The organism is Pseudomonas sp. CCOS 191 (genome assembly GCF_001007005.1).
In the GTDB taxonomy this organism is placed as follows: Bacteria; Pseudomonadota; Gammaproteobacteria; order Pseudomonadales; family Pseudomonadaceae; genus Aquipseudomonas; species Aquipseudomonas soli.
The window spans coordinates 691,130-717,434 of sequence record NZ_LN847264.1 but is presented as its reverse complement, the minus strand read 5'-3'; the positions used below and the strand labels follow the sequence as shown (position 1 = coordinate 717,434).

The following is a 26,305-nucleotide window of genomic DNA, read 5'->3' as shown; positions in this document are numbered from 1 at the left end:
ACCAAAGGTGCCCGCCATGCCCTGGCTGCAAGTACGCCTGGCCATCAGCCCGGAACAAGCCGAAACCTACGAAGACGCCCTGCTTGAAGTGGGCGCCGTCTCGGTGACCTTCATGGACGCCGAAGACCAGCCGATCTTCGAACCGGACCTCAACACCACCCCGCTGTGGTCGCACACGCACCTGCTGGCGCTGTTCGAGGCCGATGCCGAGCCCGAGCAGGTGTTCGCCCACCTGCGCCTGCTGACCGGTGCCGAGCTGCCCGAGTACCACGCCGAGGTAATCGAGGACCAGGACTGGGAGCGCAGCTGGATGGACAACTTCCAGCCGATGCGTTTCGGCCAGCGCCTGTGGATCGTGCCAAGCTGGCACGAAGCCCCGGAAAAGGACGCGGTCAACCTGCTGCTCGACCCGGGCCTGGCCTTTGGCACGGGTACCCACCCAACCACCGCGCTGTGCCTGGAATGGCTCGACGGCCAGCAGCTGCAAGGCACGCAAGTGCTCGACTTCGGCTGCGGCTCGGGCATCCTGGCCATTGCCGCGCTGCTGCTCGGCGCCCGCCACGCGGTCGGCACCGACATCGACGTGCAGGCTATCGAGGCCTCGCGTGACAACGCCCAGCGCAACGGCATTGCCGACGACACGTTCGACCTGTACCTGCCCGAGCAGATGCCGGCGATGCAGGCCGACGTGCTGGTCGCCAACATCCTGGCCGGCCCGCTGGTATCGCTGGCGCCGCAGCTGTCCGGCCTGGTGCGCCCCGGCGGCCTGCTGGCGCTGTCGGGCATCCTCGCCGAACAGGGCGAGGAAGTGGCCGCCGCCTATGCCGCCGACTTCGACCTGGACCCGATCGTCGTGCGCGACGGCTGGGTACGTATCAGTGGTCGCCGCCGCTAAGCGCGCCTAGACTCATCTCCTGCACAGCTTCCCGGACAGCCGCATGACCGACAGTTTCGTCACCCAGTGCCCGCATTGCCAGACCAGCTTTCGCGTCACCCATCACCAGTTGAGCGTGGCCCGCGGCGTGGTGCGCTGCGGCCAATGCCTGCAGGTGTTCAACGCGGCGAAACAACTGCTGGAGCAGAACCGCGCCGCGGCTGGCGAAGGCGACACCCGTGCGCCGGCGCCGACAGCCGAGCCGGCCGTGCCAGCGCCCGCAGCCGTGCAGCCGGAGGCCGCCCCGCCGGCACCGAGCGAGGACAACTGGACGGTCACGGCCGAGGAACTCGATGCCCTCGACCTCGACCAGGAACTGGCGCGCCTTGAACGGCGCAGTCCCGGTGATCGGCGCGCAGCCCCGGCCAAGGGCATGCTCCAGGCCCGCCGCGACGATCAGCTCGGCGATGGGCCTGGCGATGAACCGTTCGGCACCGCCACTGACGGCGACCGTTTGCCTGCGCAGGAGCGCGAGAACGCACCGATGCTGGTCGAGCAGGAGCCGCTTGACCTGGTACCGGCCGACGACGAGCGCACCGAGCCTACCCTCGGCGCCACCAGCCTCGAGCTGGACGATGAACCGCCAGTGCGCGATCGGCCACTCGACGACGACCTCGACGAACCCTCGCGGCAGTTGCCCAGCCATGACGAACCGGTGCCGGAAAAGGGCCTTTCAGCGCTGGACGACGAGGTGCACAGCGCACCGTTCTCGGCCCGCGACGATGCCCCAGACGAACATCCCGGGCAGCGCCTGGAACCGAGCCTGGCCGCCAAGCCCGAACGCTCGCGCAAGGAGCCGCTGGTCGACGTGGTCGACGACCCGTTGCAGCTGGGCTGGGAAAAGCCCGCCCCGAACTGGGGCAAGCGCCTGCTGTGGGGTTTCCTGACCCTGCTGGCCGCGGGCCTGCTGGCATTCCAGTACGTCTGGTTCCACTTCGACGAAATGGCCCGCCAGGACCAGTACCGCCCGTGGTTCCAGCAGTTGTGCCCGATGTTCGGCTGCCAGGTGCCGACCCGCGTCGACATCTCGCGGATCAAGAGCAGCAACCTGGTGGTACGCAGCCACCCGGACTTCAAAGGGGCGCTGATCGTCGACGCGATCATCTACAACCGCGCGCCCTTCGCCCAGCCCTTCCCGCTGCTCGAGCTGCGCTTCGCCGACCTCAACGGCCAGTTGATCGCCAGCCGGCGCTTCAAGCCCAGCGAGTACCTGTCGGGCGAGCTGGCCGGGCGCGGCGAGATGCCCAGCCAGACGCCGATCCACATCGCCCTGGATATCCTCGACCCCGGGCCGAAGGCGGTGAACTACAGCCTGAGCTTCCGTTCGCCGGAGTAAGCGACAGGCGGCAAGCTTCAAGCCGCAGGTAAAAGCCTGTCTGCAGGCCTCTTGCAGCTTGAAGCTCGCCGCTTGGCACTGGGTGTCATAACGCCGCAACTGTTCAGATTTTATCCAGATTCATCTTTATCCGGTCATCGAGAGCGGGTATCATGCCATCCCTTTTTCGAACTCCAATGATTCGGCCCCACAACAGGGAACACCTATGTCGGCGGTACGCATCGGCCCTTACACACTGCAGAACAACCTGATCCTGGCCCCCATGGCCGGCGTCACGGACCAGCCTTTCCGAACACTGTGCAAACGCCTCGGGGCGGGCATGGTGGTATCGGAGATGGTCTCCAGCGACATGCGCCTGTGGAACAGCCGCAAGTCGAGCCTGCGCCGCATCCACGAAGGTGATCCCGAGCCACGCTCGGTGCAGATCGCCGGTGGCGACGCGCAGATGATGGCCGAGGCGGCCCGGGCCAACGTCGAAGCCGGCGCGCAGATCATCGATATCAACATGGGCTGCCCGGCAAAAAAAGTCTGCAACAAGGCCGCAGGCTCTGCTTTATTGAGAGATGAAGCCTTGGTCACCGAAATCCTCCATGCCGTCGTCGGCGCCGTGGACGTGCCGGTGACGCTGAAGATCCGCACCGGCTGGGACCGGGCGAGCAAGAACGGCCTGAACGTGGCGAAGATCGCCGAACAGGCCGGCATCCAGGCGCTGGCGGTGCATGGCCGCACACGCGCCGACCTGTACACCGGTGACGCCGAGTACGACACCATCGCCGCGATCAAGCAGGCGGTGTCGATCCCGGTTTTCGCCAACGGCGATATCACCTCGCCGGAAAAGGCCCGGGCGGTTTTACACGCCACCGGCGCCGACGGCCTGCTGATCGGCCGTGCCGCCCAGGGGCGGCCGTGGATTTTCCGCGAGATCGAGCATTACCTGCGCACGGGCGAGCAGCTGCCCGCCCCGGCGCTGGACGAAGTGGAACGCATTCTGCTGGAGCACCTGGCCGCGCTGCATGCCTTCTATGGCGATGTGATGGGCGTGCGGATCGCCCGCAAGCACGTTGGCTGGTACCTGGCAACCCGACCTGGCGGCAAGGAGTTCCGCAGCCAGTTCAACGCTTTGCAAGACACACAAGCGCAGTGCGCCAACGTTCAGGCGTTTTTCGCCGAACGTCGACAGAGCCTTGGGACAGAGGACGAACAAGGGGTGGCCGCATGACGATGATGACCGAGACATTAGTGAGTGGAACAACGCCCGTGAGCGACAACGCCAACCTCAAGCAGCACTTGAACACGCCGAGCGAAGAGGGCCAGACCCTGCGCGACAGCGTCGAGAAGGCACTGCACAACTACTTCGCCCACCTGGAAGGCGCTACCGTCACGGACGTGTACAACCTGGTGCTCTCGGAAGTCGAGGCGCCGCTGCTCGAATGCGTGATGAACTACGTCAAGGGCAACCAGACCAAGGCCAGCGAGATGCTCGGGCTCAACCGAGGCACGCTGCGCAAGAAGCTCAAGCAGTACGATCTGTTGTAAGGCCAGAACCCCAACCAAAAAGGCGCTCATGCAAAGAGGCGCCTTTTTTGCTGACTCCACCGCGTTATGGAATCTGAAATGACCGACCAGACTACCCGCCTGCCGATCCGCCGCGCCCTGATCAGCGTCTCCGACAAGACCGGTATCCTCGAATTCGCCCGTGAGCTGCAACAGCTCGGTGTCGAGATCCTGTCCACCGGCGGCACCTACAAGCTGCTCAAGGACAACGGCGTCAACGCGGTGGAAGTGGCCGACTACACCGGCTTCGCCGAAATGATGGACGGCCGGGTCAAGACCCTGCATCCGAAGATCCACGGCGGCATCCTGGGCCGTCGCGGCACCGACGACGCCATCATGAACGAGCATGGCATCAAGCCGATCGACCTGGTCGCGGTCAACCTGTACCCGTTCGAAGCCACCATCAGCAAGCCGGGCTGCGACCTGCCGACCGCCATCGAGAACATCGACATCGGCGGCCCGACCATGGTCCGTTCCGCGGCGAAGAACCACAAGGACGTGGCCATCGTGGTCAACGCCAGCGATTACGCCGGCATTGTCGAAGGCCTGAAAGCCGGCGGCCTGACCTACGCCCAGCGCTTCGACCTGATGCTCAAGGCCTTCGAGCACACCGCCGCCTACGACGGCATGATCGCCAACTACATGGGCACCATCGACCAGGCCAAGGACACCTTGTCCACCGAAGACCGCAGCGAGTTCCCGCGCACCTTCAACAGCCAGTTCGTCAAGGCCCAGGAAATGCGCTACGGCGAGAACCCGCACCAGAGCGCGGCGTTCTACGTCGAGGCCAAGAAAGGCGAGGCCAGCATTTCCACCGCCATCCAGCTGCAAGGCAAGGAGCTGTCGTTCAACAACGTGGCCGACACCGACGCCGCGCTGGAGTGCGTGAAGAGCTTCGTCAAGCCGGCCTGCGTGATCGTCAAGCACGCCAACCCGTGCGGCGTGGCCGTGGTGCCTGAGGACGAAGGCGGTATCCGCAAGGCCTACGACCTGGCCTACGCCACCGACACCGAATCGGCGTTCGGCGGCATCATCGCCTTCAACCGCGAGCTGGACGGCGAAACCGCCAAAGCCATCGTCGAGCGCCAGTTCGTCGAAGTGATCATCGCCCCGAAAATCTCCCAGGCCGCCCGCGAAGTCGTGGCCGCCAAGCAGAACGTGCGTCTGCTGGAGTGCGGCGAGTGGCCAGCCGAGCGCGCCGCCGGTTGGGACTTCAAGCGCGTCAACGGTGGCCTGCTGGTGCAGAGCCGCGATATCGGCATGATCACTGCCGACGACCTGAAGATCGTCACCAAGCGTGCGCCGACCGAGCAGGAAATCCACGACCTGGTGTTCGCCTGGAAAGTGGCCAAGTTCGTCAAGTCCAACGCCATCGTCTACGCCAAGCAGCGCCAGACCATCGGCGTCGGCGCCGGCCAGATGAGCCGCGTCAACTCCGCGCGCATCGCCGCGATCAAGGCCGAACATGCCGGCCTGCAGGTGCAGGGCGCGGTAATGGCCTCGGATGCGTTCTTCCCGTTCCGTGATGGCATCGACAACGCGGCTAAAGTGGGTATCAGCGCGGTGATCCAGCCGGGTGGTTCGATGCGTGATGCCGAAGTCATCGCCGCTGCCGACGAAGCCGGTATCGCCATGGTATTCACCGGCATGCGCCACTTCCGCCACTAATCAGATACCAGGCCGATCCCAGGCTCTGTAGGAGCGGATTCATCCGCGATTGCGATGCTGGATTCACCGCCGCAATCGCGGATGAATCCGCTCCTACAAGGGCCGGGGATCGCCGCTACACAGAGGTTTTGACATGAAAGTTTTGATCATCGGCAGCGGCGGTCGCGAACACGCCCTGGCCTGGAAAGTCGCCCAGGACCCACGGGTCGAGAAAATCTTCGTGGCGCCGGGTAACGCCGGCACCGCCAGCGAAGCCAAGTGCGAGAACGTCGCCATCGACGTCACTGCCCTGGAGCAACTGGCCGACTTCGCCGAGAAGAACGTCGACCTGACCATCGTCGGCCCGGAAGCGCCGCTGGTGATCGGTGTCGTGGACCTGTTCCGCAGCCGTGGCCTGGACTGCTTCGGCCCGACCAAGGGCGCGGCCCAGCTGGAAGGCTCCAAGGCCTTCACCAAGGACTTCCTGGCCCGCCACAAGATCCCGACTGCCGACTACCAGAACTTCACCGAGATCGAGCCGGCCCTGGCCTACCTGCGTGAGAAAGGCGCGCCGATCGTGATCAAGGCCGACGGCCTGGCCGCCGGTAAAGGCGTAATCGTCGCCATGACCCTGCAGGAAGCCGAAGACGCCGTGCGCGACATGCTCGCCGGCAATGCCTTCGGTGAAGCCGGTTCGCGCGTGGTGATCGAAGAGTTCCTCGACGGCGAGGAAGCCAGCTTCATCGTCATGGTCGACGGCCACAACGTGCTGCCAATGGCCACCAGCCAGGACCACAAGCGTGTCGGCAACCAGGATACCGGCCCGAACACCGGCGGCATGGGTGCCTACTCCCCTGCCCCCGTGGTCACCGCCGACGTGCACCAGCGCGTGATGGACCAGGTGATCTGGCCGACCGTGCGCGGCATGGCCGAGGAAGGCAATGTCTACACCGGCTTCCTGTATGCCGGCCTGATGATCGACAAGGCGGGCAACCCCAAGGTCATCGAGTTCAACTGCCGCTTCGGCGACCCGGAAACCCAGCCGGTCATGCTGCGCCTGGAGTCGAGCCTGGTGCTGCTGATCGAAGCCGCCTTCGCCAAGGCCCTGGACAAGGTCGAAGCACAATGGGACCCGCGCCCGAGCCTGGGCGTGGTGCTGGCTGCCGGTGGCTACCCGGGCGACTACGCCAAGGGCGCCGTGATCAGCGGCCTGGACGCCGCCGCCAAGCTGCAAGGCAAGGTGTTCCACGCCGGCACCGCACTGAAGGACGGCCAGGTGGTCACCGCCGGTGGCCGCGTACTGTGCGCCACCGCCATGGGCGACACCGTCGAAGCCGCCCAGCAGCAGGCCTACCGCCTGGCCGAGCAGGTCAAGTGGGACGCCAGCTTCTACCGCAACGACATCGGCTACCGGGCCATCGCCCGCGAGCGCGGTGAGCAGCAGTAAAAGTGCAGCCAACGGTCGTGCCGCTCCCGGCGCACGGCCTTCGGCTCGTCGTCAAGGCCCCGCCGGGGCCTTGCCTTCGCCTTGGCGCGCCGCGCATAGTGGTTATCCGGCACATTAGCTAAGAAGGGATTTCGTCGTGCGTCGGCTTCGGATTGCCATAGCCCTGATCGTCAGCCTGCTGACCCTGCTCTGCCTGCTCCCGGCACACGCCGAACAGGCCGCGGGCTGGTCGGCGCTGCTCGATGAACAGGCCAACCTGCAGCTGTCCGACGTGCGCTCCGAACGCTACCGCAACCAGTTCAGCCCATTGGCCCTCGAAGAACTGGATGCCGCCCTCCCCGACCAGGCCTTGTGGTTGCACTACCGCCTGGATCCGAGCGACCAGGAACAACTGGTACGCATTTTCGCCCCCGACCTGTCACGCCTGGACCTCTACGCCCTGGAAGGCGGCAAACTGCTGCGCCAGTTGCACCATGGCCGGCAGGGCGACGGCCTCAGCCCCACCCTGCGCGGCAGGGACCACGTGCTGCCGCTGCCGCACAGCAACCAACCGCTGGATATCTACCTGCGGCTGGTTTCCGAACACCAACTGCGCCCGGCCATCACTGTCGAGACCACCGCCCACGCCGCCGCCGACCAGCGCCAGTCGCTACTGTTCGGCCTGTTGTTCGGTGGCCTGGTGATGCTGATCCTGCACAACCTGATCCGCTTCGGCTACACACGCTCCAGCACCACGCTGGTACTGGCGCTGTACCACGGTCTGATGATGCTCAGCGCGCTGATCCTGCTCAACCTCACTGGGCCCTGGGGGCAGCTGTGGCACAGCGCGCAAACCCCGGCGGCCTACCTGACGCTGGTACTGGCAGGCCTGGCCGGGTTGTACTTCACCCTGCACTTCTTCTCCCCCTGCAGTTCGGCGCGGCTCAATCGCCTGCTGCACATGGAAATGCTGGTGGCCGCGGTCAGCGGCCTGGTGCTGCTGTTCGTCGACACCCTGCCGCTGAACCTGATGACCTACGCCCTGCTCGCCCTGGGCAGCGTGAGCATGCTGCTGGTCAGCGGCTATCACTGGTACAAGGGCTACGGCCCGGCGCGCCTGTTCGCCGTGGCGATGCTGGTGTTCAACCTCGGCGGCCTGGTGCTGCTGCCGGCCCTGCTGGGCCTCACCCGCACCTCCACGCCCTGGTTGCTGTGCATCCTCATGGCGCTGACCGTGGTCAGCGGCCTGCTGCTCAACCTCGCGGTCAGCGAGCGCCTGCGCCGAATCAGCGAGGAGCGCTTCCGCGCCAGCCGCGCCCTGGCCGCCAGCGACGCCGAGATCAACGCCAAGGCCGAGTTCCTGGCCAAGATCAGCCATGAGATCCGCACCCCCATGAACGGCGTGCTGGGCATGACCGAGCTGCTGCTCGGCACGCCGCTGTCGGTCAAGCAGCGCGACTATGTGCAGACCATCCACAGCGCCGGCAACGAACTGCTCACCCTGATCAACGAGATCCTCGACATCTCCAAGCTCGAATCGCGGCAGATCGAGCTGGACGACGTGCAGTTCGACCTCAATGCCCTGATCGAGGACTGCCTGAACATCTTCCGGGCCAAGGCCGAACAGCAGAACATCGAGCTGATCAGCTTCACCCAGCCACAGGTGCCGCGGGTGGTCAGCGGCGACCCGACGCGCCTGCGCCAGGCCCTGTCGAGCCTGCTGGACAATGCCCTGAAGAACACCACCCAGGGCGAGATCCTGCTGGTGGTGGCCCTCGACCAGCGTGGCGACAGCCCGCGCCTGCGCATCGCCGTGCAGGACAGCGGCGAGCCCATGCCGCCGGCCGAGCGCGACGCCTTGCTGCAGGCCGAGCTGCACAGCCGCCACTTCCTCTCCAGCAACAAGCTCGGTGGCCATCTGGGCCTGGTGATCGCCAAGCAACTGATCGGCCTGATGCAGGGCGAGTTCGGCATCAAGACCAGCACCAGCATGGGCAACACCCTGTGGCTGACCCTGCCGCTCGACCCGCTGCGCCTGGAGCAGCCGCCCACCGACCTCGACGGCCCGCTGCGCGACGCCCGGGTGCTGGTGGTGGACGACAACGACACCTGCCGCAAGGTACTGGTGCAGCAATGCAGCGCCTGGGGCATGAACGTCAGCGCGGTGCCGTCGGGCAAGGAGGCGCTGGCCTTGCTGCGCACCAAGGCGCACCTGCGCGACTATTTCGACGCGGTGCTGCTCGACCAGAACATGCCCGGCATGACCGGCATGCAGTTGGCGGCCAAGATCAAGGAAGACCCGAGCCTGAACCACGACATCCTGGTGGTCATGCTCACCGGCATCAGCAACGCGCCGAGCAAGATCATCGCCCGCAACGCCGGGGTCAAGCGCATCCTCGCCAAGCCGGTGGCCGGCTACACGCTCAAGACCACCCTGGCCGAGGAACTCGCCCTGCGCGGCCGCGAGCAGGCCGCGCCGCCGCTGCCGGTCGGTACCCCGGTGCCGCTGGACCTGCCCGGCGACTTCCGCATCCTGGTGGCCGAGGACAACAGCATCTCGACCAAGGTCATCCGCGGCATGCTCGGCAAGCTCAACCTCGAGCCGGACACTGCCAGCAACGGCGAAGAGGCCCTGCAGGCGATGAAAGCCAAGCACTACGACCTGGTGCTGATGGACTGCGAGATGCCAGTGCTCGACGGTTTCTCCGCCACCCAGCAGCTGCGCGCCTGGGAGACCGCCAACCAGCGTCCGCGCACCCCGGTGGTGGCATTGACCGCGCACATCCTCAATGAGCACAAGGAACGCGCGCGCCTGGCCGGCATGGACGGGCACATGGCCAAGCCGGTGGAGCTGTCGCAGTTGCGCGAGCTGGTGCAGTTCTGGGCGGGGCAGCGGCAGGTGGTGTCCGACGACACCACGCAGATCCTGTAGCAGCGACTTCAGCCGCGAGGCAGCCACCACAGAATCTGATACCCGCTTCGCGGGTGATCGCGGCTGAAGCCGCTCCTACAGGTTCCGTGCTATACAGGTGCCACCCATTCCCGCCGCGGACCCAGCGCCATGCTCCATGAGTTGTTCAGCGTCTACCTGAAGATGCTCGTGCTCTACAGCCCATTCTTCGTGCTCTCATGCTTCATCGGCCTGACCCGCGGCCACTCCAGCAAGGAGCGCAAGCAACTGGCCTGGCGGGTAGCCATTGCCACGCTGGTCGCCAGCGTGCTGCTGTACCTGTTCGGGCGGGTGATCTTCGGGGTATTCGGCATCACCGCCGATGCCTTCCGCATCGGCGCAGGCTCGGTGCTGTTCATCTCCGCGCTGGGCATGGCCCAGGGCAAGTCGGCGGTGCAGACCGACAACGTGCAGCAGGACGTGACCATCGTGCCGCTGACCATTCCGCTCACCGTCGGCCCCGGCACCATCGGTGCGTTGCTGGTGATGGGCGTGGGCCAACCGCACTGGGACGACAAGCTGCTGGCCATCGTCAGCATCGCCCTGGCCAGCTTCACCGTGGGCCTGGTGCTGTACCTCTCGCACCGTATCGAACGGATCCTCGGCGAACAGGGCCTGCAGATCGTCAGCCGCCTGATGGGGCTGTTCGTCTGCGCCCTGGCGGCGCAGATCATCTTCACCGGGATCAAGGGCTACCTGCTGCCCTGACCCCGGCTGCGCTCAGGGCTTGGCGGGGTACCAGCGCGGCGTGTACACCCATTGGCCGCCATCGGCACGGGGGAAGGTGCAGGTGGTCGAGGAGCCGACCAGCACCATGGTGCGCATGTCGACCATCTCCGGCAGCAGCTCGCCCAAGGTCACCACCCGCAGGGTCTGCCCCGGCCGGCCGATATCACGGCCCAGCACCACGGGGGTGCCTGCGTCGCGATGGCGGCGTACCACTTCCAGCGCCACGCCCAGCTGATGCGGCCGGGACTTGGAGATCGGGTTGTAGAACGCCAGCACCAGATCTGCCTGGGCCGCCAGGTCGAGGCGTTTCTCGATGATCGACCAGGGCTTGAGGTTGTCCGACAGCGACATCACGCAGAAGTCGTGGCCCAGTGGCGCCCCCGCCTGGGCGGCGGTAGCCAGCGAGGCCGAGACGCCGGGCAGGATCTCCAGCTCGACGCGCTGCCAGGCCGGGTCACTGGATTCGTGGAGCGCTTCGAGCACTGCGGCGGCCATGGCGAACACGCCCGGATCACCCGACGACACCACCACCACCGAACGCCCTTGCGCCGCCAGCTCGAAGGCATGGCGGGCGCGCTGCATCTCTTCGCGGTTGTCGGTGCAATGCAGCACCTGATCGTCGCGGAAAGGGCCGGCCATGCGCACGTAGGTTTCGTAACCCAGCACATCCTGCGCACGCGCCAGCTCCGCCTTGACCGCCGGCACCATCAGCTCGGCGGCACCAGGGCCCAGGCCGATCACGGCCAGGCGGCCACGGCGCCGGCCAACGCGCGCGATGTCGACAGGTGCCGGGCAAACGGCGTGGGCGAGCCCCACGGCCGAACCTACCCGCGCTTGCGGCACTGCATCAGCCAGCATCCGCTCCAGGCTTTCGGCAGCCGGGGCGAAGCGCAGGGCAACATTCAATGCCCGTGCAGCTTCGTGCAGGGCTGGCTCCGGCATCTCGGTTTCGCTCGCCAGCAGGCAGGCCAGCGCGGGCTCGGCAATGTTCGCCCGCAGCAGTTCCTCGCGTATTTGGTGCACCAGGTCGGCGCTACCAGCCGTGACCGCCACCACCACGCAACGCGCATGGATCAGCAGTTCGTCCCGGCTGGCCGGACGCAGTGCGCTGCCCACGTGGATAGTGCGTTGCGCCTCGTCACTGGCGGGCAACTGCGCGTGTTCGAGCCACGGCGCGTCGCCTTCGACACGCACCGTCTCGCCCGCCAGCAGGTCGGAGACGAAGCGCTTGCCCTGCTCCAGGTCCCCCAGCGCGTAACCCTCGGGCGGGTTGAGCAGGCAGGTGCCAAAGCGCAGTTCGCCACTGGTGGTGATCGCCGCGCTCACACCCAGCGCCTCACCAATCTCTCGGGCCATGACATTGACCCCACCCAGGCCACCGAGCAGCGGCACCACGGCGCTGCCGTCCTCGGCCACAACCAGTACCGGTGGCTCGACGCCTTTTTCGCTCAACAGCGGCGCCAGGGTGCGAATGACGATACCCGCCGCGCACAGGGCGATGATCGGCGTGTCCTGCTGGTACAGCGCACGCAGGGTGTCGCCAAATGCTGCGTAGTATCGGTCGGCCCCTTCCACGCGCCCTTCCAGGCCATGGATCAGCGCCTGTGGATAACAGGCCTGGATACGCCGCGCGGTGGCCAGGCTGCCCGGGCCGAGAATGACGATTGCCGGAGCCTTGTTCATCCCTGCCATTTCTCACCCGGCACGATGATCAGCGAGAAGTATGGCGAGGACTGTGGGTCGACCTCGTCCAGCGCGACGATCTTCTGGTTGGCCATGGTCGCCCGCTCCACGTACAGCGCACGGCTATCCATGCCCAGTTCGGCGAGCACCTGGCGCACCTTGGGGAAGTTGCGTCCCAGTTTCATGATCACTGCGGCGTCGGCATCGGCCAGACGGCGCTTGAGCTCCTCATGGGGCAACACACCGGATAGCACGGTGAGGGTCTGGTTGCGATACACCAGCGGCGCGCCGAGCACCGAGGCGCCGCCGAGCATCGAGCACACGCCCGGGATCACCTGGGCCTCGTAGCGCGAGGCCAGGCGGTCGTGCAGATACATGTAGGAGCCGTAGAAGAACGGGTCGCCCTCGCAGATCACCGCCACGTCACGGCCGGCATCCAGGTGTTCGGCCACCTGCACGCTGGCTTCGTCGTAGAAGTCGCTGATCACCTGTTCATAGGACAGCGGTGCCGGCAGCGCCTCGGTGGTCACCGGGTACACCAGCGGCAACAGGGTCTGTTCGGTTTGCAGGTGCGCTTCGATGATGCCGAAGGCATTGCCGCGCTTGCCCTTGGCGACGAAGTACGCCACCACCGGCGCCTCGCGCAGCAGGCGCAAGGCCTTGACCGTGATCAGCTCGGGGTCGCCCGGGCCCACGCCCAGGCCCAGCAGTCGTCCGCGTGCCTGCATCACTCCACCTCCGTGGCCAGGGCGTTGACTGCCGCGGCGGCCATCGCGCTGCCGCCCAAGCGGCCCTGCATGATCACGAACGGCACGCCGCGGCTGTCGGCGGCGAGCATCGCCTTGGATTCGGCGGCGCCGACGAAGCCGACCGGAAAGCCGAGGATCAACGCCGGCTTCGGTGCGCCGGCATCGAGCATTTCCAGCAGGTAGAACAGCGCGGTCGGCGCGTTGCCGATCACCACCACGCTGCCTTCCAGGTGCGGACGCCACAGTTCCAGGGCCACGGCGGACCGGGTGTTGCCTTCGGCCTTGGCCAGGTCCGGCACGCTCGGGTCGCGCAGGGTGCAGATCACCGGGTTGTTGGCCGGCAGACGGGCGCGGGTGATGCCTTCGGCGACCATGTGCGCGTCGCAGAGGATCGGCGCGCCCTTGGCCAGGGCCTCGCGACCGGCGCTGCCGGCGCCTTCGGAGAACTGCAGGCCATCGATGGCCTCGACCATGCCGCAGGCATGGATCACGCGCACGGCGAGCTTTTCAAGATCGGCGGGGATCCGCTCGAGCCGGGCTTCCTCGCGGATGATGCGGAAGGAATTGCGATAGATCTCCTGACCATCGCGGATGTAGTCAATCATCAAGGTGCTCCGTCGGCAGGTCGAGCATGGCGCCTGCTTCTTCTGGGGTGAGGTCGGCGCCGCGCAGCCTGCCGAAGCCCGGCTGGCGCGCATCGCGCAGGTAAAGGTCGTAGCGGCCCGGGGCGCGGGCCAGCAGGGTGGCCGGGGCCGTGTGGGCCATGGCGCAGGAACGTGGGCAGGCGGACAGGTGCACGCTGCCTGGGGCGCCATGGTGCAGCAAGCCGGCCAGGGTGACGGCATCGGCCTTGGTGTCGGCCTGGCCCTTGGCGCAGCCGCTGGAGCCAGTGCAGGCGACGACCCGCGCCAGCGGGTGCTCGCTGTGACACAACAGGCCCAGGGCCGCAAGGTGTTCGCGGGCAGGCTGCGCATGGGCCGGGTTCAGGTTGGTCAGTACCAGGCTCTGCCAAGGCGTCAGGCGCAAGCTGCCATCGCCCCATTGGCGGACGACATGGGCGGCGCCGCGCAGCATGGCCGGGGTCAGGCGACCAAGGGGTGGCGCGACGCCGAGGGCCACGCCCTGGCGCTGGGGCAGCACGCCAAGCCAGGCACTTGTCGTTGCCGGGCGCTGCCAAGCCAGCGATGAGGTGTCGATTTGCAGGGGCAGCCCTTCAAGGAAGTGCTCCACCGGGCATACCTGCAGCAATTGACGCATGCGCGACTGCTCGGGCGTCGCCAGGTCGAGGAAGCGCTCCAGCACTGCACGCACCAACGCCAGCCCCTGCTCCACCGGCACCGCGCCCAGCGCCTGGCTAGTCGACAGGCTGCTGGCGAGCCCGAACCGCAACCAGATGCGTCCTTCGCGTTGCATCGCGGACAGCCACAGATCATGGGCGTGCTCGAGCATCGCCAGCGCTTCGCCGCCATCGAGTTGCACGGCGAACTTGGCCGACAGCTTGTGGAACCTGGGTGTACTTTCCAGCAGGTCGAGAATCTGCCCGGCCAACGGTCGGGTGTCGAACACCATGGCCGGATCGAGCCCGGCCAATGGGCTGACCATGAGGTTGCGCACATCATCACCGGCCGCGTCACGCGGGCCGAGCCCGGCAGCCAGCAGATGCTCGACCAGACCTCGGTGGTCATCACCGATGCCGCGAATCTGCAGATTGGCCCGGTTGGTCGCCTCGATCACGCCTCCGGCAAAACGCTCGGCGGCGTCGGCCACGGCATCGGCCTGGTCGGCCAGCAGCAGGCCACCGGGCAGCTTGATCCGGCAGATGCCGCCATCGCGCGCGGCGACGATGCGCCACAACCCCGGGCAGGCCGAGGGACGGGGCGAAACTTCGGGGGGCAGGGGCGGCGTCAAGGGGGCATCCGGCAATCGTGAAAGTGCGCTTCAGTGTAGAAGGCGCGGTATTATGCCTGCTTTGTCCGGCGGCATGAAAAACCGGTGGTCGAACGCCCCGCGATCAATGAACGGTACGAGGAACAAATGGCCCCCTGGCTGACAGTAATAGGCATCGGCGAAGACGGCTTCAGCGGCCTGGGCAAGCAGGCCCGGCGCGCCCTGCTAGCAGCCACGCGCATCATCGGTGCCCCGCGCCAGCTGGCCCTGCTGCCCCGCTGCGTCACCGCCGAGCAACTGCACTGGCCCAGCCCCTTCTCCCTGGCCCCGGTCCTGGCCCTGCGCGGCGAGCCGGTATGCGTATTGGCCAGCGGCGATCCGATGTTCTACGGCGTCGGCGCCAGCCTGGCGCGCCAGCTGCCCGCCGAGGAACTGCAGGTGCTGTCGATGCCCTCCTCCTGCGCCCTGGCCGCCGCCCGCCTGGGCTGGCCGCTGCAGGACGTGCAGGTGGTCTCGGTGGTCGCCCGCCCGCTGGCTGCGCTCAATGCCCACCTGTACAGCGGCATGCGCCTGCTGGTGCTGAGCAACGACGAAAGCAGCCCTGCGGCCATTGCCGCGCAGTTGCGCGAACGTGGCTTCGGCCCCAGCCGTCTCCAGGTGTTCGAACACCTCGGCGGCCCGCAGGAAAGTACGCTGAGCGGTACCGCCGACGACTGGCCACACACCGACATCGCCCCGCTCAACCTGGTCGCCATCGAGTGCCAGGCCTCGCCTGATGCCCCGCGCCTGCCTCGCGTGGCCGGCCTGCCTGACAGCGCCTTTCGTCACGACGGCCAGCTGACCAAGCGCGACGTGCGAGCGATTACCCTGGCCCGCCTGGCACCGCAACCGGGCGAACTGCTGTGGGACGTAGGCGCCGGTTGCGGCTCCATCGGCATCGAATGGATGCGCGCCCACCCCAGCTGCCGCACCCTTGCGATCGAGGCAGACGAAGGCCGCCAGGGCTATATCGAACACAACCGCGACACCCTCGGCGTGCCCGGCCTGCAACTGATCCGCGGCAAGGCACCCGAAGCCTTGGCCGGGCTGGAACGTCCGGACGCGATCTTCATCGGCGGCGGCGTCACCCGCGAAGGCGTGCTCGACCTGTGCTGGGAGCGCCTGCTGCCGGGCGGGCGCCTGGTTGCCAACGCCGTCACGCTGCAAAGCGAGGTCGCCCTGGCGCAGTTTCGCGACCAGCATGGCGGCGAGCTGACCCGTATCCATATCGCCCACACCCAGCCGCTGGGCAGTTTCGACACCTGGCGCCAGGCCCTGCCGATCACTTTGCTCGACGTGGTGAAACCCGTCGATGCGTGAAGAAACCCGCGAACAACCCGCGCCCCTGCGCAGCGGCCTGACCACCGGCAGCTGCGCCACCGCCACCAGCCTGGCGGCGGCGCGCCTGCTGCTGACCGGCCAGCACAATGACGCGGTGCACATCACCCTGCCCAAGGGCAAGGTGGTAGAGATGCGCCTGGAGTTCTGCCATCTCAAAGGCGAAGCCGCCGAAGCCGGCACCCTGAAAGATGCCGGCGACGACCCCGATGTCACCCATGGCGCCCTGCTCTACAGCCAGGTGCGCCTGCTGGCCGAGCCCGGCATTCGCTTTGTCGCCGGGCAAGGCGTGGGGACCGTGACCCGCCCAGGGCTGGTGCTGGGCGTCGGCGAGCCGGCGATCAACCCGGTACCACGCAGGATGATCGGCGACCACTTGCAACAGTTGGCCAGCGAATGCGGCTATGGCGGCGGTTTTGAAGTCACGGTCAATGTCCAGGACGGCGAGTCGCTGGCCCTGAAGACCATGAACCCGCGCCTGGGCATCCTCGGCGGGCTGTCGATCCTCGGTACCAGCGGCATCGTCCGGCCGTTTTCCTGCTCGGCCTACATCGCCTCGATCCACCAGGGCATCGACGTCGCCCACACCAACGGCTACACGCACATCGCCGCCTGCACCGGCAACGCCAGCGAAGACACCATGCGCCGGGTCTACGACCTGCCCGAGATCGCCCTGATCGAGATGGGCGACTTCGTCGGCGCCGTGCTCAAGCACCTGCGCAAGGTGCCGGTGCCGCGCCTCACGCTATGCGGTGGCTTCGGCAAGATCAGCAAGCTGGCGGCCGGGCACATGGACCTGCACAGCCGCCATTCGAGCATCGACCTGCCGCAGCTGGCGGGCTGGGCTGCCGACATTGGCGCCGACTCAGCGTTGCAAGCGGCGATCGTCGGCGCCAACACCAGCCAGCAGGCCCTCGCCCTGGCCCATGCAGCCGGTATCGCCTTGGGCGACGAAGTCTGCCGTCATGCGCTGAACTTCGCCCAGAGCGTGGTGCCGGCCCAGGTCCAGGTGGAAGTGTTCGCCATCGACCGCCAGGGCGGCATCGTCGGCAAGGCGGGTGTGCAATGAACGGGCGCATCCTGCTGCTGGGCGGCGTTACCGAGGCCCTGGCCATCGCCCGTACACTCGGGCCGCAGCATGTCTACAGCCTCGCCGGCATCGGCCGTATTCCCCAGGACCTGGCCTGCCAGGTGCGGGTCGGCGGCTATGGCGGCGCCGAGGGATTGGCGCGCTACCTGCGTGGGGAAGGCATCGACCTGCTGGTTGATGCCACTCACCCCTACGCCGCGCAGATCAGCCACAACGCCGCACAGGCCGCGACCATGACCGGCATTCCCTGCTGGGCGCTCAGGCGCCCGGCCTGGCAGGCGCAAGCGGGGGACGACTGGCGTGAGGTGGAAGACTGGGCCGAGCTGATCGAGGCTCTCGCGCCCTTCCAGCGCCCGCTGTTCACTCTCGGGCGCGAGCCGCTGCAGCATCTGGACGAGATTCCTTCACAGCAGTTCTGGACCCTGCGTGCCCTCGAAGCCTGCCCAGGCAACGAACGCTGCGAAGTGATTGGTGCACGCGGGCCCTTCCTTATCGATGATGAACGCGCGCTGTTCGAGCACCGGCAGATCGATGTGCTGGTGAGCAAGAACAGCGGCAGCACGGCGACCGAGCCGAAGCTGGAAGTGGCGCGTGAACGAGGGGTGCCGGTGCTGGTGCTCAAGCGGCCTCAGTTGCCGGAAGTGGAGCGGGTTTTCGAAGATCAGAAGGTGCTGTTGGAGGCGCTGGAAACCTTTCGGCGAGCACCTGTCAGCCCTGACGCAAACATCCTGCTGAACAACTAACCCCGCGCGCGCTCATTCCAGAGCAGCGCGCAACAGATGGCCCTGTGCCTTGATCTTGCCGTAAAATCACGCTCCCTCTACTGGAAGGCTCCACCCATATGGAAATGCAATGGTGGATCTGGCTCGTCTTCGGCGTGGCCCTGATCCTGCTGGAACTGGTGCTCCCAACCTTCTTCATTCTCTGGTTCGGCATCGGTGCCGTACTGGTGTCGTTCATTTCGCTGCTTGCTCCCAGCCTGCAACTCGATATGCAGGGCCTGCTGTGGGTGGTGCTTTCATCGATCACCACCGCCCTCTGGTTCAAGGTGTTCCGGCGCAAGAAGCCGGACGTGCGCTGGACCGCCGACAGCGTGATCGGCGAGGTCGGCCTGCTGACCAACGCCGTGTCGCAGTTCCAGAAAGGCCGCGTGCGCTTCCAGAAGCCGATCCTCGGCAACGAGGAATGGACCTGCGTCGCCGACAGCGACATCCCCGCCGGCGAGCGTGTGCGCCTGGCCGCCATCGAAGGCAACACCGCCCGGGTTACCCGGGCCTGAATCCGCACTAAAAGGAAGTTCGCACCATGACCAGCCTCATCGTCGTCGCCACCCTCGCTGTATTCGTCCTGATCACCGTGTTCAAGGGCGTGCGCATCGTGCCCCAGGGCGAGGAATGGATCGTCGAGCGCCTGGGCCGCTACCACAGCACCCTCAAGCCCGGCCTGAACATCGTCATTCCGTACATGGACGTGGTCGCCTATCGCCTGCCGACCAAGGACATCATCCTCGACGTGCAGCAGCAGGAAATCATCACCAAGGACAACGCGGTGATCGTCGCCAACGCCCTGTGCTTCGCAAAGGTGGTCGACCCACAGAAAGCCTCGTACGGCGTGCAGAACTTCTCGTTTGCCGTCACCAGCCTGACCATGACCTCGCTGCGCGCCATCGTCGGCGCCATGGACCTGGACGAAGCGCTGTCCAGCCGCGAGCAGATCAAGGCGCGCCTGCGCGAGGCGATGTCCGAGCAGACCGAAGACTGGGGCGTGACCGTGCGCTCGGTGGAGATCCAGGACATCAAGCCGTCGCCGAGCATGCAGACCGCCATGGAACGCCAGGCGGCCGCCGAGCGTGAACGTAAAGCCGACGTGACTCGCGCCGAGGGCAACAAGCAGGCGGCGATTCTCGAGGCCGAAGCGCGCCTGCAGGCGGCCAAGCTGGATGCCGAGGCCCAGGTTAACCTGGCCGAAGCGTCGGCGCGGGCGATCACCCTGGTCAAGGAAGCCGTGGGCAGCGAGACCGTGCCGGCCATGTACCTGCTGGGTGAGCGTTACATTGGCGCGATGGAGAACCTGGCGGCCAGCGACAATTCGAAAGTCGTGGTGCTGCCGGCTGACCTGCAGGAAACCGTGCGCGGCCTGATGGGGCGCGGCAAGGCTTGATATCGTCGGGGGGTGCTTTGCAGCCCCAGGTGCGGCACTTCACCGCACCCCGGCTTTTTTACCTATACTCCGCCGTACAATAGCCATCACGATTCCTGACCGGATCTCTCCATGCCCCCACGTCGGCACATTGCCTGGATAGCCTGCCTTGCAGTGCTGTTCAACCTGCTGGCCATGCCGCTGTCTTCTGCCGCGCCCAAAGGCCCGGCCGAGCAGCTGCTGTGGGGGGCTTTCTGCTCCAGCATGGCCAACAAGGCCAAGGTCGATGTCCAGGCCCTGGCCAAGATCGACCTGGGGCAGCAAAGCGACGACAGCGCCAGCATGATGAACTGCTGGTGCTGCCTGGGCGCGGCGCCACTGCTGGCCTTGCCCAGCTACCCGCCACAGTTGCACAACCCGCCACTGCTGATCGCCGGGCACCTGCCGCACCTCGCCGACTACCAACCCACGCCGCGCCAGCTCTGGCCCGCGCTCAATCCCCGTGCCTCTCCGCTGGTCTGAGTTCACTACGCTGTCCTTCAGAACCTGAACAGACCGGAGACTCACCCATGCTCAAGCAAGCCCTCGTCCTGGCCGCCCTGCTGCTGCCCGGCGCCTACGCCAACGCCCACGAGTACAGCGTCGGCGACCTGCACATCGCCCACCCCTGGTCGCTGGAGCTGCCGCCGAACGCGCCTAACGTGGCGGCCTACTTTGTCGTGCACAACAACGGCAAGGCCGATGACCGCCTGCTTTCGGTGAAAAGCCCCATCACCGACGACGCCCAGTTGCATGAGCATGTGATGAGCGCCGCCGGCGCCATGAAGATGCAACATGTGCCAAGCGTGTTGGTCCCGGCCGGCAAGGATGTGGTATTCGCCCCCAGCGCCTACCACGTGATGATCATGCAGCCCAAGGACCGCAGCCTGCTCACCGACGGCAAGCGCTTCCCGCTGACCCTGCACTTCGAGAAAGCCGGTGACGTCACGGTCGACGTCGCGGTGCAGAAGCAGCCGCCGGCCGAACAAGCCGCAGCGCACGAACACACGCACTGACCGACTGACAGGCACTCGCCATGAGCCTGCCGCGCTACAGCTCCGCCCGCAGCACCCGCCCTGATCGCAGGCGCGTCGGTGGCGGCTGGCTGAGCCTGTTCGCCATGTGGATGATTTTCATCGGCCCGCTGGTTTCCCAGTCGATGCCGATGGAGCACCACGCCGGCATGGCCATGTCCATGGACATGCCAATGAGCATGCCCATGGCCCACGCTCACGACGAGCACCATGGCCACGGCAACGATGGCCAGTTGCATGTCATGTGGGAGAAGTGCGGCTATTGCAGCCTGCTGTTCAACTGCCCCGCCCTGCCCCAGACCCTCAGCCCGCTGACTGCGGGCAGCCAACTCCCCCCTGTCCACCTCGCCAATGCCACGCGCCAGGGCCATGCCCGGCAGGCTGTATTCCCCGGCGCCCGCAGCCGCGCGCCGCCCAGCTCGATCGTCGCCTGAACACAACGCGATAAACGCCCGAAGCCAGGAGGCTTCGCGCTGACTCATGACTGATCGACTGGAATCATTATGTCCGGCTGCACCCCTGTTTTTGCCCTTTCCCTGCGCGGGACCATCGCCGTACTGTGCGGCTCGCTGCTCGCGCCACTGGCCTTTGCCGCCGAAACCGGCCATGAAGGCCACATCCACGACACTGCCGAGCTGAGCCCGACGGTGATCACCGCCATCGCCCCGAGCTCGCCGCTGACCGTGGTCACCAACCCCAAGGACCCGCGCCAGCCCGTGCCGGCCAGCGACGGCGGCGACTACCTCAAGACCATCCCTGGGTTCTCGGTGATCCGCGCTGGCGGCACCAACGGCGACCCGGTGCTGCGCGGCATGTTCGGCTCGCGCCTGAACATCCTCACCAACGGCGGCATGATGCTCGGCGCCTGCCCGGGCCGCATGGACGCCCCGACCTCGTACATCTCCCCGGAAACCTACGACCGCCTCACCGTGATCAAGGGCCCGCAAAGCGTGATCTGGGGTCCGGGCGGCTCCGCTGGCACCATCCTCTTCGAGCGTGACCCGGAGAAATTCGGCGAGCTCGGCAGCCGGGTCAACGGCAGCGTGCTGGCCGGCTCCAACGGCCGCTTCGACAAAGTGCTCGACGCCGCCGCCGGCAACCAGCTCGGCTATGTGCGCTTCGTCGGCAACCAGTCGCACTCGGATGACTTCGAAGACGGCAACGGTGACACCGTGCCGTCGCGCTGGGACAAATGGAACGGCGATGTCAGCCTCGGCTGGACCCCGGACGCCGACACCCTGCTCGAACTGACCGCCGGCAAGGGCGATGGCGAGGCGCGTTCGGCCGGGCGCGGCATGGACGGTTCGCAATTCAAGCGTGAAAGCCTGGGGCTGCGCTTCGAGAAGTCCAACCTCGGTGAAGTGCTCGACAAGGTCGAGGCGCAGGTCTACTACAACTACGCCGACCACGTGATGGACAACTACACCCTGCGCTCGACCGTCGGGATGCCGATGGCCAGCAACGTCGATCGCCGCACCCTCGGCGCACGGATCAAGGCGACCTGGCGCTGGGCCGATGTACAGCTGATCAGCGGCATCGATGCGCAAACCAACGAGCACCGCAAGCGCAATGGCATGGGTATCGACACGTACAAGGCCAAGCCCTGGGACAAGGACGCCGACTTCCACAACTACGGCGTTTTCGGTGAACTGACCTGGTACGCCACCGGCGAGGACCGATTGATCACTGGTGCGCGCCTGGACCGGGCATCAGCCCACGATTTCCGCAAGGACATCGCCACCAGCGGTGACACCCGTGCCGATACCTTGCCCAGTGGCTTTGTGCGCTATGAGCACGACCTGGCCGCCGTACCGGCCACCACCTACATAGGCCTTGGCCACACCCAGCGCTTCCCGGACTACTGGGAGCTGTTCTCGCCCACCCTGGCCCCAACCGGTTCGGTGAACGCCTTCGACGGTATCAAGCCGGAGAAGACCACACAGCTCGACTTCGGCATCCAGTACCGCGACGAACGCCTGGAGGCCTGGGCTTCGGGCTACGTCGGCCAGATCCGCGACTACATCCTGTTCGACTACGTGCCTGGCATGGGCGGTATGGGCAGCCGACTCGTTTCTCAGGCGCAGAACATCGACGCCCGCATCATGGGCGGCGAACTGGGCGCGGCCTACAAGCTGACCGAGAACTGGAAGGCCGACGCCACGCTCGCCTACGCTTGGGGCAAGAACAGCAGTGATGGCAAGGCGCTACCGCAAATGCCACCGCTGGAAAGCCGCCTGGGCCTGACCTACAGCCGCGACACCTGGAGCGTCGGCGCCCTGTGGCGCCTGGTGGCCGAGCAGAACCGCATCGCCCAGAACCAGGGCAACGTGGTGGGCAAGGACTACGACAAAAGTGCCGGCTTCGGCGTGTTCTCGCTCAACGGTGCCTACAAGGTGAACAACAACCTCAAGCTCAGCGCGGGCGTCGACAACCTGTTCGACAAGGCCTACGCCGAGCACCTGAACCTGGCCGGGAACGCCGGGTTCGGCTACCCGGCCAACAGTACCCAGCCGGTGAACGAGCCAGGCAGGACCTTCTGGACCAAGGTCGACTTCAGCTTCTGACAACAACAAACGGGCGCGGGGCCTGACCGCGCCCACACAAGGTCTACGGGAGGCTCCCATGAGCAAACCAAACGTTTCCTTCTACAACCTGGCGTGGCGCTGGCATTTCTATGCCGGGCTGTTCGTGGCGCCGTTCATGATCCTGCTGGCGCTTACCGGGATCGTCTACCTGTTCAAGCCGCAGCTCGACCCGTTGATGTACCGCGAACTGATGGTGGTCGAGGCCGGCCATCACCGGCAAAGCGCCGACACCCTGCTGGCCAACGTGCGCCAGGCTTATCCACAGGGGCAGGTGGGCCAGTACCTGCCCGCGATCAACGCCGAGCGCAGCGCGCAGTTCGTGGTGCACGACGGCGGGCGCGAGCTGAATGTCTTCATCGACCCGTACAGCGGCAAGGTACTGGGCGAGCAGGATGGCAAGCAGAACCTGCAGGCCATCGCCCGCGCCCTGCATGGCGAACTGATGGTCGGCACGGTCGGTGACCGACTGGTGGAACTGACGGCGGGCTGGGGCATTGTCCTGGTGGTGTCCGGCCTCTATCTCTGGTGGCCACGCGGGCGCAGCGGCGCGGGCGTGCTGTGGCCACGTTTCAGCGCGCGCGGCCGCTTGCTGTGGCGCGACCTGCATGCCGTCACCGGCTTCTGGGGCTCGGCCCTGCTGCTGTTGATGCTGCTCAGCGGCATGACCTGGACCGGCCTGTGGGGCAAGCAGTACGCCGACCTGTGGAACCGCTTCCCGGCGGCCATGTGGAACGACGTGCCCAAGTCCGATAAAGAAGCGCGCGACCTCAACAGCGCCCACCGCCAGACCGTGCCGTGGGCGATGGAGAACACGCCGATGCCAGTGTCCGGCGCCCATGCCGAGCATGCCGGGCATCACATGATGGATCACGCACCAGCGGCGCCGCAGGTCAGCCTGCAACAGGTCGAGGATGTCGCCACCCTGCGCAAGGTCGAGCCGGGCTACAGCATCACCCTGCCGACCAGTGCCGACGGCGTGTTCACCATCGCGGTGTTCGCCGACGATCCGCGCAACGACGCCACCCTGCATGTCGACCAGTACACCGGGCAGGTACTGGCCGACGTGCGCTGGCAGGACTACAGCCCGGTGGCCCGCGCCACGGAGCTGGGGGTGATGCTGCACGAAGGGAAGATGTTCGGGCCGTTGAACCAGCTCGTCATCCTGCTGGTGTGCCTGATGATCCTGCTGGGTTCGGTAAGCGGGCTGGTGATGTGGTGGAAGCGCAAGCCGGCCGGTGGGCTGGGGGTGCCGCCACTGCGCCATGACCTGCCGCGCTGGAAGACGGCGGTGGCGGTGATGCTGGTGCTGGGCATCGCCTTCCCGCTGGTGGGGTTGTCCATGGTGGTGATGTGGGGGGTGGATAGCCTGGTGGTGCGGCAGCGGGCCTTGGCCCGGGCCTGAGACCTTGCTTGGCTGTTCCGACCTGATCGCCGGCAAGCCGGCTCCCACAAGGGTGGGTGCGATCCCTGTGGCAGCCGGCTTGCCAGCGATGATGCCAGCCCATGCAACCATTGACTCCAGTCATGTCGAGCATCGCGCTGTACCGCCAAGATCGTGCCGATCTGCCACACCCGCGATTGGAACGCGACGTGATAGCCTACTCGGCTTTCGCTCACAAAAAGACTGACCCTCAATGGAATGCAGCCTATGACCCGGACCTCCCAGACACCCTCCGAAGAGCAGCACCTGCAACGCAACCTGACCAACCGTCACATCCAGCTCATCGCCATTGGCGGCGCCATCGGCACCGGCCTGTTCATGGGCTCGGGCAAGACCATCAGCCTGGCCGGCCCGTCGATCATCTTCGTCTACATGATCATCGGCTTCATGCTGTTCTTCGTCATGCGCGCCATGGGCGAGCTGCTGCTGTCGAACCTCAACTACAAGTCGTTCATCGATTTCTCCGCCGACCTGCTCGGCCCCTGGGCCGGCTACTTCACCGGCTGGACCTACTGGTTCTGCTGGGTGGTCACCGGCATCGCCGACGTGGTGGCGATTGCCGCCTACACGCAGTTCTGGTTCCCCGACCTGCCGCAGTGGATACCGGCGCTGAGCTGCGTGGCGCTGTTGCTGTCGCTGAACCTGGTCACGGTGAAAATGTTCGGCGAAATGGAATTCTGGTTCGCCCTGATCAAGATCATCGCCATCATGGGCCTGGTCGCCACCGGCCTGTACATGGTCATCACCGGCTTCCAGTCGCCAAGCGGGCACACCGCCACCCTGACCAACCTGTGGAATGACGGCGGCATGTTCCCCAATGGCCTGCTGGGCTTCTTCGCCGGCTTCCAGATCGCCGTGTTCGCCTTCGTCGGCATCGAGCTGGTAGGCACCACCGCCGCCGAAGCGAAGAACCCCGAACGCACTCTGCCGCGGGCGATCAACTCGATCCCGATCCGCATCATCGTGTTCTACGTGCTGGCGCTGATTGCCATCATGGCGGTGACCCCATGGCGCGACGTGGTGCCGGGCAAGAGCCCGTTCGTCGAGCTGTTCGTGCTGGCCGGCCTGCCGGCGGCGGCAAGCATCATCAACTTCGTGGTGCTGACCTCGGCGGCCTCGTCGGCCAACAGCGGCGTGTTCTCCACCAGCCGCATGCTGTTCGGCCTGGCCCAGGAGGGCGATGCGCCCAAGGCGTTCGAGAAACTCTCGCGCCGCGCCGTGCCGGCCAACGGCCTGTACTTCTCCTGCACCTGCCTGCTGCTGGGCGCGGTGCTGATCTACCTGGTACCCAATGTGATCGAAGCCTTCACCCTGGTGACGACGGTGTCGGCGGTGCTGTTCATGTTCGTCTGGACGCTGATCCTGCTGTCGTACCTGAGCTACCGCAAGCAACGTGCGGCGCTGCATGAGCAATCCACCTACAAGATGCCCGGCGGGCGCTTCATGTGCTACGTGTGCCTGGTGTTCTTCGCCGGCATCCTGGTGCTGTTGAGCCTGGAGGCCGATACGCGCTCGGCGCTGGTGGTGACGCCGATCTGGTTTGTGATCCTGGCGGTGACCTATCAGTTCGTGCGTAGCAGGCGCCAGCCGCGCAATGCGATGAGAGGCGCGTCGAGCCGCTGATCGCAGGGGGCTGCTGCGCAGCCCTTTCGCTGGCAAGCCAGCTCCCACAGGGTCAGGATTGCGCAGTACCTGTGGGAGCCGG

The 26,305-nt window shown here is 66.3% G+C and carries 23 protein-coding genes; 19 read left to right on the top strand and 4 right to left on the bottom strand.

Annotated elements, in window-relative coordinates:
- Window positions 1-16: 16 nt before the first annotated feature.
- From prmA to CCOS191_RS03275, 8 genes are all read left to right on the top strand, one after another.
- Window positions 17-895 carry a 50S ribosomal protein L11 methyltransferase gene (gene prmA / locus CCOS191_RS03310; RefSeq protein WP_046854052.1) on the top strand — a complete coding sequence of 293 codons (879 nt, stop codon included), beginning with the start codon at window positions 17-19 and terminating at the stop codon, window positions 893-895.
- Window positions 896-938: 43 nt separating this feature from the next.
- Entirely contained in the window at window positions 939-2,270 is a 1,332-nt protein-coding gene (locus CCOS191_RS03305; RefSeq protein ID WP_046854051.1) for a DUF3426 domain-containing protein, read from the top strand.
- Between the two features lie 205 nt (window positions 2,271-2,475).
- Entirely contained in the window at window positions 2,476-3,489 is a 1,014-nt protein-coding gene (dusB, locus tag CCOS191_RS03300; protein WP_046854050.1) for a tRNA dihydrouridine synthase DusB, read from the top strand.
- A complete protein-coding gene (gene fis / locus CCOS191_RS03295; RefSeq protein WP_011535876.1) occupies window positions 3,486-3,806 on the top strand; it encodes a DNA-binding transcriptional regulator Fis in 321 nt (106 codons plus the stop codon). Before dusB ends, fis begins: the two co-directional genes overlap by 4 nt.
- Before the next feature lie 78 nt (window positions 3,807-3,884).
- Window positions 3,885-5,492, top strand: a complete 1,608-nt coding sequence (gene purH, locus CCOS191_RS03290; protein WP_023630842.1) for a bifunctional phosphoribosylaminoimidazolecarboxamide formyltransferase/IMP cyclohydrolase — start codon at window positions 3,885-3,887, stop codon at window positions 5,490-5,492.
- Window positions 5,493-5,625: 133 nt separating this feature from the next.
- Complete coding sequence (purD, locus tag CCOS191_RS03285; RefSeq protein ID WP_046854049.1) at window positions 5,626-6,918, top strand: phosphoribosylamine--glycine ligase; 1,293 nt, start codon at window positions 5,626-5,628, stop codon at window positions 6,916-6,918.
- Between the two features lie 136 nt (window positions 6,919-7,054).
- The gene (locus CCOS191_RS03280; protein ID WP_046854048.1) at window positions 7,055-9,829 is read left to right on the top strand and encodes a hybrid sensor histidine kinase/response regulator; all 2,775 of its coding nucleotides are present in this window, start codon (window positions 7,055-7,057) and stop codon (window positions 9,827-9,829) included.
- 129 nt (window positions 9,830-9,958) lie between these two features.
- Window positions 9,959-10,555 carry a MarC family protein gene (locus CCOS191_RS03275; RefSeq protein ID WP_046854047.1) on the top strand — a complete coding sequence of 199 codons (597 nt, stop codon included), beginning with the start codon at window positions 9,959-9,961 and terminating at the stop codon, window positions 10,553-10,555.
- A 12-nt stretch (window positions 10,556-10,567) separates the two neighbouring features.
- Here CCOS191_RS03275 and cobJ read toward each other — a convergent pair whose 3' ends face one another.
- From cobJ to cobG, 4 genes are read right to left on the bottom strand one after another with little or no spacing between them, the layout of a single operon-like run.
- Window positions 10,568-12,268, bottom strand: coding sequence for a precorrin-3B C(17)-methyltransferase (cobJ, locus tag CCOS191_RS03270; protein ID WP_046854046.1), 1,701 nt, complete (start codon window positions 12,266-12,268; stop codon window positions 10,568-10,570).
- On the bottom strand, window positions 12,256-12,987 hold the full coding sequence (locus tag CCOS191_RS03265; RefSeq protein WP_046854045.1) for a precorrin-2 C(20)-methyltransferase: 732 nt from the start codon (window positions 12,985-12,987) through the stop codon (window positions 12,256-12,258). Before CCOS191_RS03265 ends, cobJ begins: the two co-directional genes overlap by 13 nt.
- Window positions 12,987-13,613, bottom strand: a complete 627-nt coding sequence (locus CCOS191_RS03260) for a precorrin-8X methylmutase (RefSeq protein WP_046854044.1) — start codon at window positions 13,611-13,613, stop codon at window positions 12,987-12,989. Before CCOS191_RS03260 ends, CCOS191_RS03265 begins: the two co-directional genes overlap by 1 nt.
- Window positions 13,606-14,931: a precorrin-3B synthase gene (gene cobG / locus CCOS191_RS03255; RefSeq protein ID WP_046854043.1), complete on the bottom strand. Its 1,326-nt coding sequence runs from the start codon at window positions 14,929-14,931 to the stop codon at window positions 13,606-13,608. The genes CCOS191_RS03260 and cobG overlap by 8 nt, the downstream gene beginning before the upstream one ends.
- Window positions 14,932-15,042: 111 nt before the next feature.
- Here cobG and CCOS191_RS03250 point away from each other — a divergent pair, with 111 nt between their 5' ends.
- From CCOS191_RS03250 to cycA, 11 genes are all read left to right on the top strand, one after another.
- Window positions 15,043-16,254, top strand: coding sequence for a bifunctional cobalt-precorrin-7 (C(5))-methyltransferase/cobalt-precorrin-6B (C(15))-methyltransferase (locus tag CCOS191_RS03250; RefSeq protein WP_046857679.1), 1,212 nt, complete (start codon window positions 15,043-15,045; stop codon window positions 16,252-16,254).
- A complete protein-coding gene (locus CCOS191_RS03245; protein WP_046854042.1) occupies window positions 16,247-17,341 on the top strand; it encodes a cobalt-precorrin-5B (C(1))-methyltransferase in 1,095 nt (364 codons plus the stop codon). The genes CCOS191_RS03250 and CCOS191_RS03245 overlap by 8 nt, the downstream gene beginning before the upstream one ends.
- Complete coding sequence (locus CCOS191_RS03240) at window positions 17,338-18,105, top strand: cobalt-precorrin-6A reductase (RefSeq protein WP_046854041.1); 768 nt, start codon at window positions 17,338-17,340, stop codon at window positions 18,103-18,105. The genes CCOS191_RS03245 and CCOS191_RS03240 overlap by 4 nt, the downstream gene beginning before the upstream one ends.
- Window positions 18,106-18,203: 98 nt before the next feature.
- Complete coding sequence (locus CCOS191_RS03235) at window positions 18,204-18,641, top strand: NfeD family protein (protein WP_046854040.1); 438 nt, start codon at window positions 18,204-18,206, stop codon at window positions 18,639-18,641.
- Window positions 18,642-18,667: 26 nt separating this feature from the next.
- On the top strand, window positions 18,668-19,522 hold the full coding sequence (locus CCOS191_RS03230; protein ID WP_023631114.1) for an SPFH domain-containing protein: 855 nt from the start codon (window positions 18,668-18,670) through the stop codon (window positions 19,520-19,522).
- A gap of 111 nt (window positions 19,523-19,633) precedes the next feature.
- Window positions 19,634-20,023: a DUF2946 domain-containing protein gene (locus CCOS191_RS03225; protein ID WP_031315367.1), complete on the top strand. Its 390-nt coding sequence runs from the start codon at window positions 19,634-19,636 to the stop codon at window positions 20,021-20,023.
- Window positions 20,024-20,070: 47 nt separating this feature from the next.
- Window positions 20,071-20,556: a copper chaperone PCu(A)C gene (locus tag CCOS191_RS03220; protein ID WP_046854039.1), complete on the top strand. Its 486-nt coding sequence runs from the start codon at window positions 20,071-20,073 to the stop codon at window positions 20,554-20,556.
- Window positions 20,557-20,576: 20 nt separating this feature from the next.
- Window positions 20,577-21,008: a DUF2946 domain-containing protein gene (locus tag CCOS191_RS03215; RefSeq protein ID WP_046854038.1), complete on the top strand. Its 432-nt coding sequence runs from the start codon at window positions 20,577-20,579 to the stop codon at window positions 21,006-21,008.
- 69 nt (window positions 21,009-21,077) lie between these two features.
- Window positions 21,078-23,138 (top strand): TonB-dependent copper receptor, encoded by a 2,061-nt coding sequence (locus CCOS191_RS03210; RefSeq protein ID WP_046854037.1) that lies wholly within the window; start codon window positions 21,078-21,080, stop codon window positions 23,136-23,138.
- Between the two features lie 58 nt (window positions 23,139-23,196).
- Window positions 23,197-24,561, top strand: a complete 1,365-nt coding sequence (locus CCOS191_RS03205; RefSeq protein WP_046854036.1) for a PepSY-associated TM helix domain-containing protein — start codon at window positions 23,197-23,199, stop codon at window positions 24,559-24,561.
- A gap of 246 nt (window positions 24,562-24,807) precedes the next feature.
- Window positions 24,808-26,223: a D-serine/D-alanine/glycine transporter gene (gene cycA / locus CCOS191_RS03200; RefSeq protein ID WP_046854035.1), complete on the top strand. Its 1,416-nt coding sequence runs from the start codon at window positions 24,808-24,810 to the stop codon at window positions 26,221-26,223.
- Window positions 26,224-26,305 lie beyond the last annotated feature (82 nt).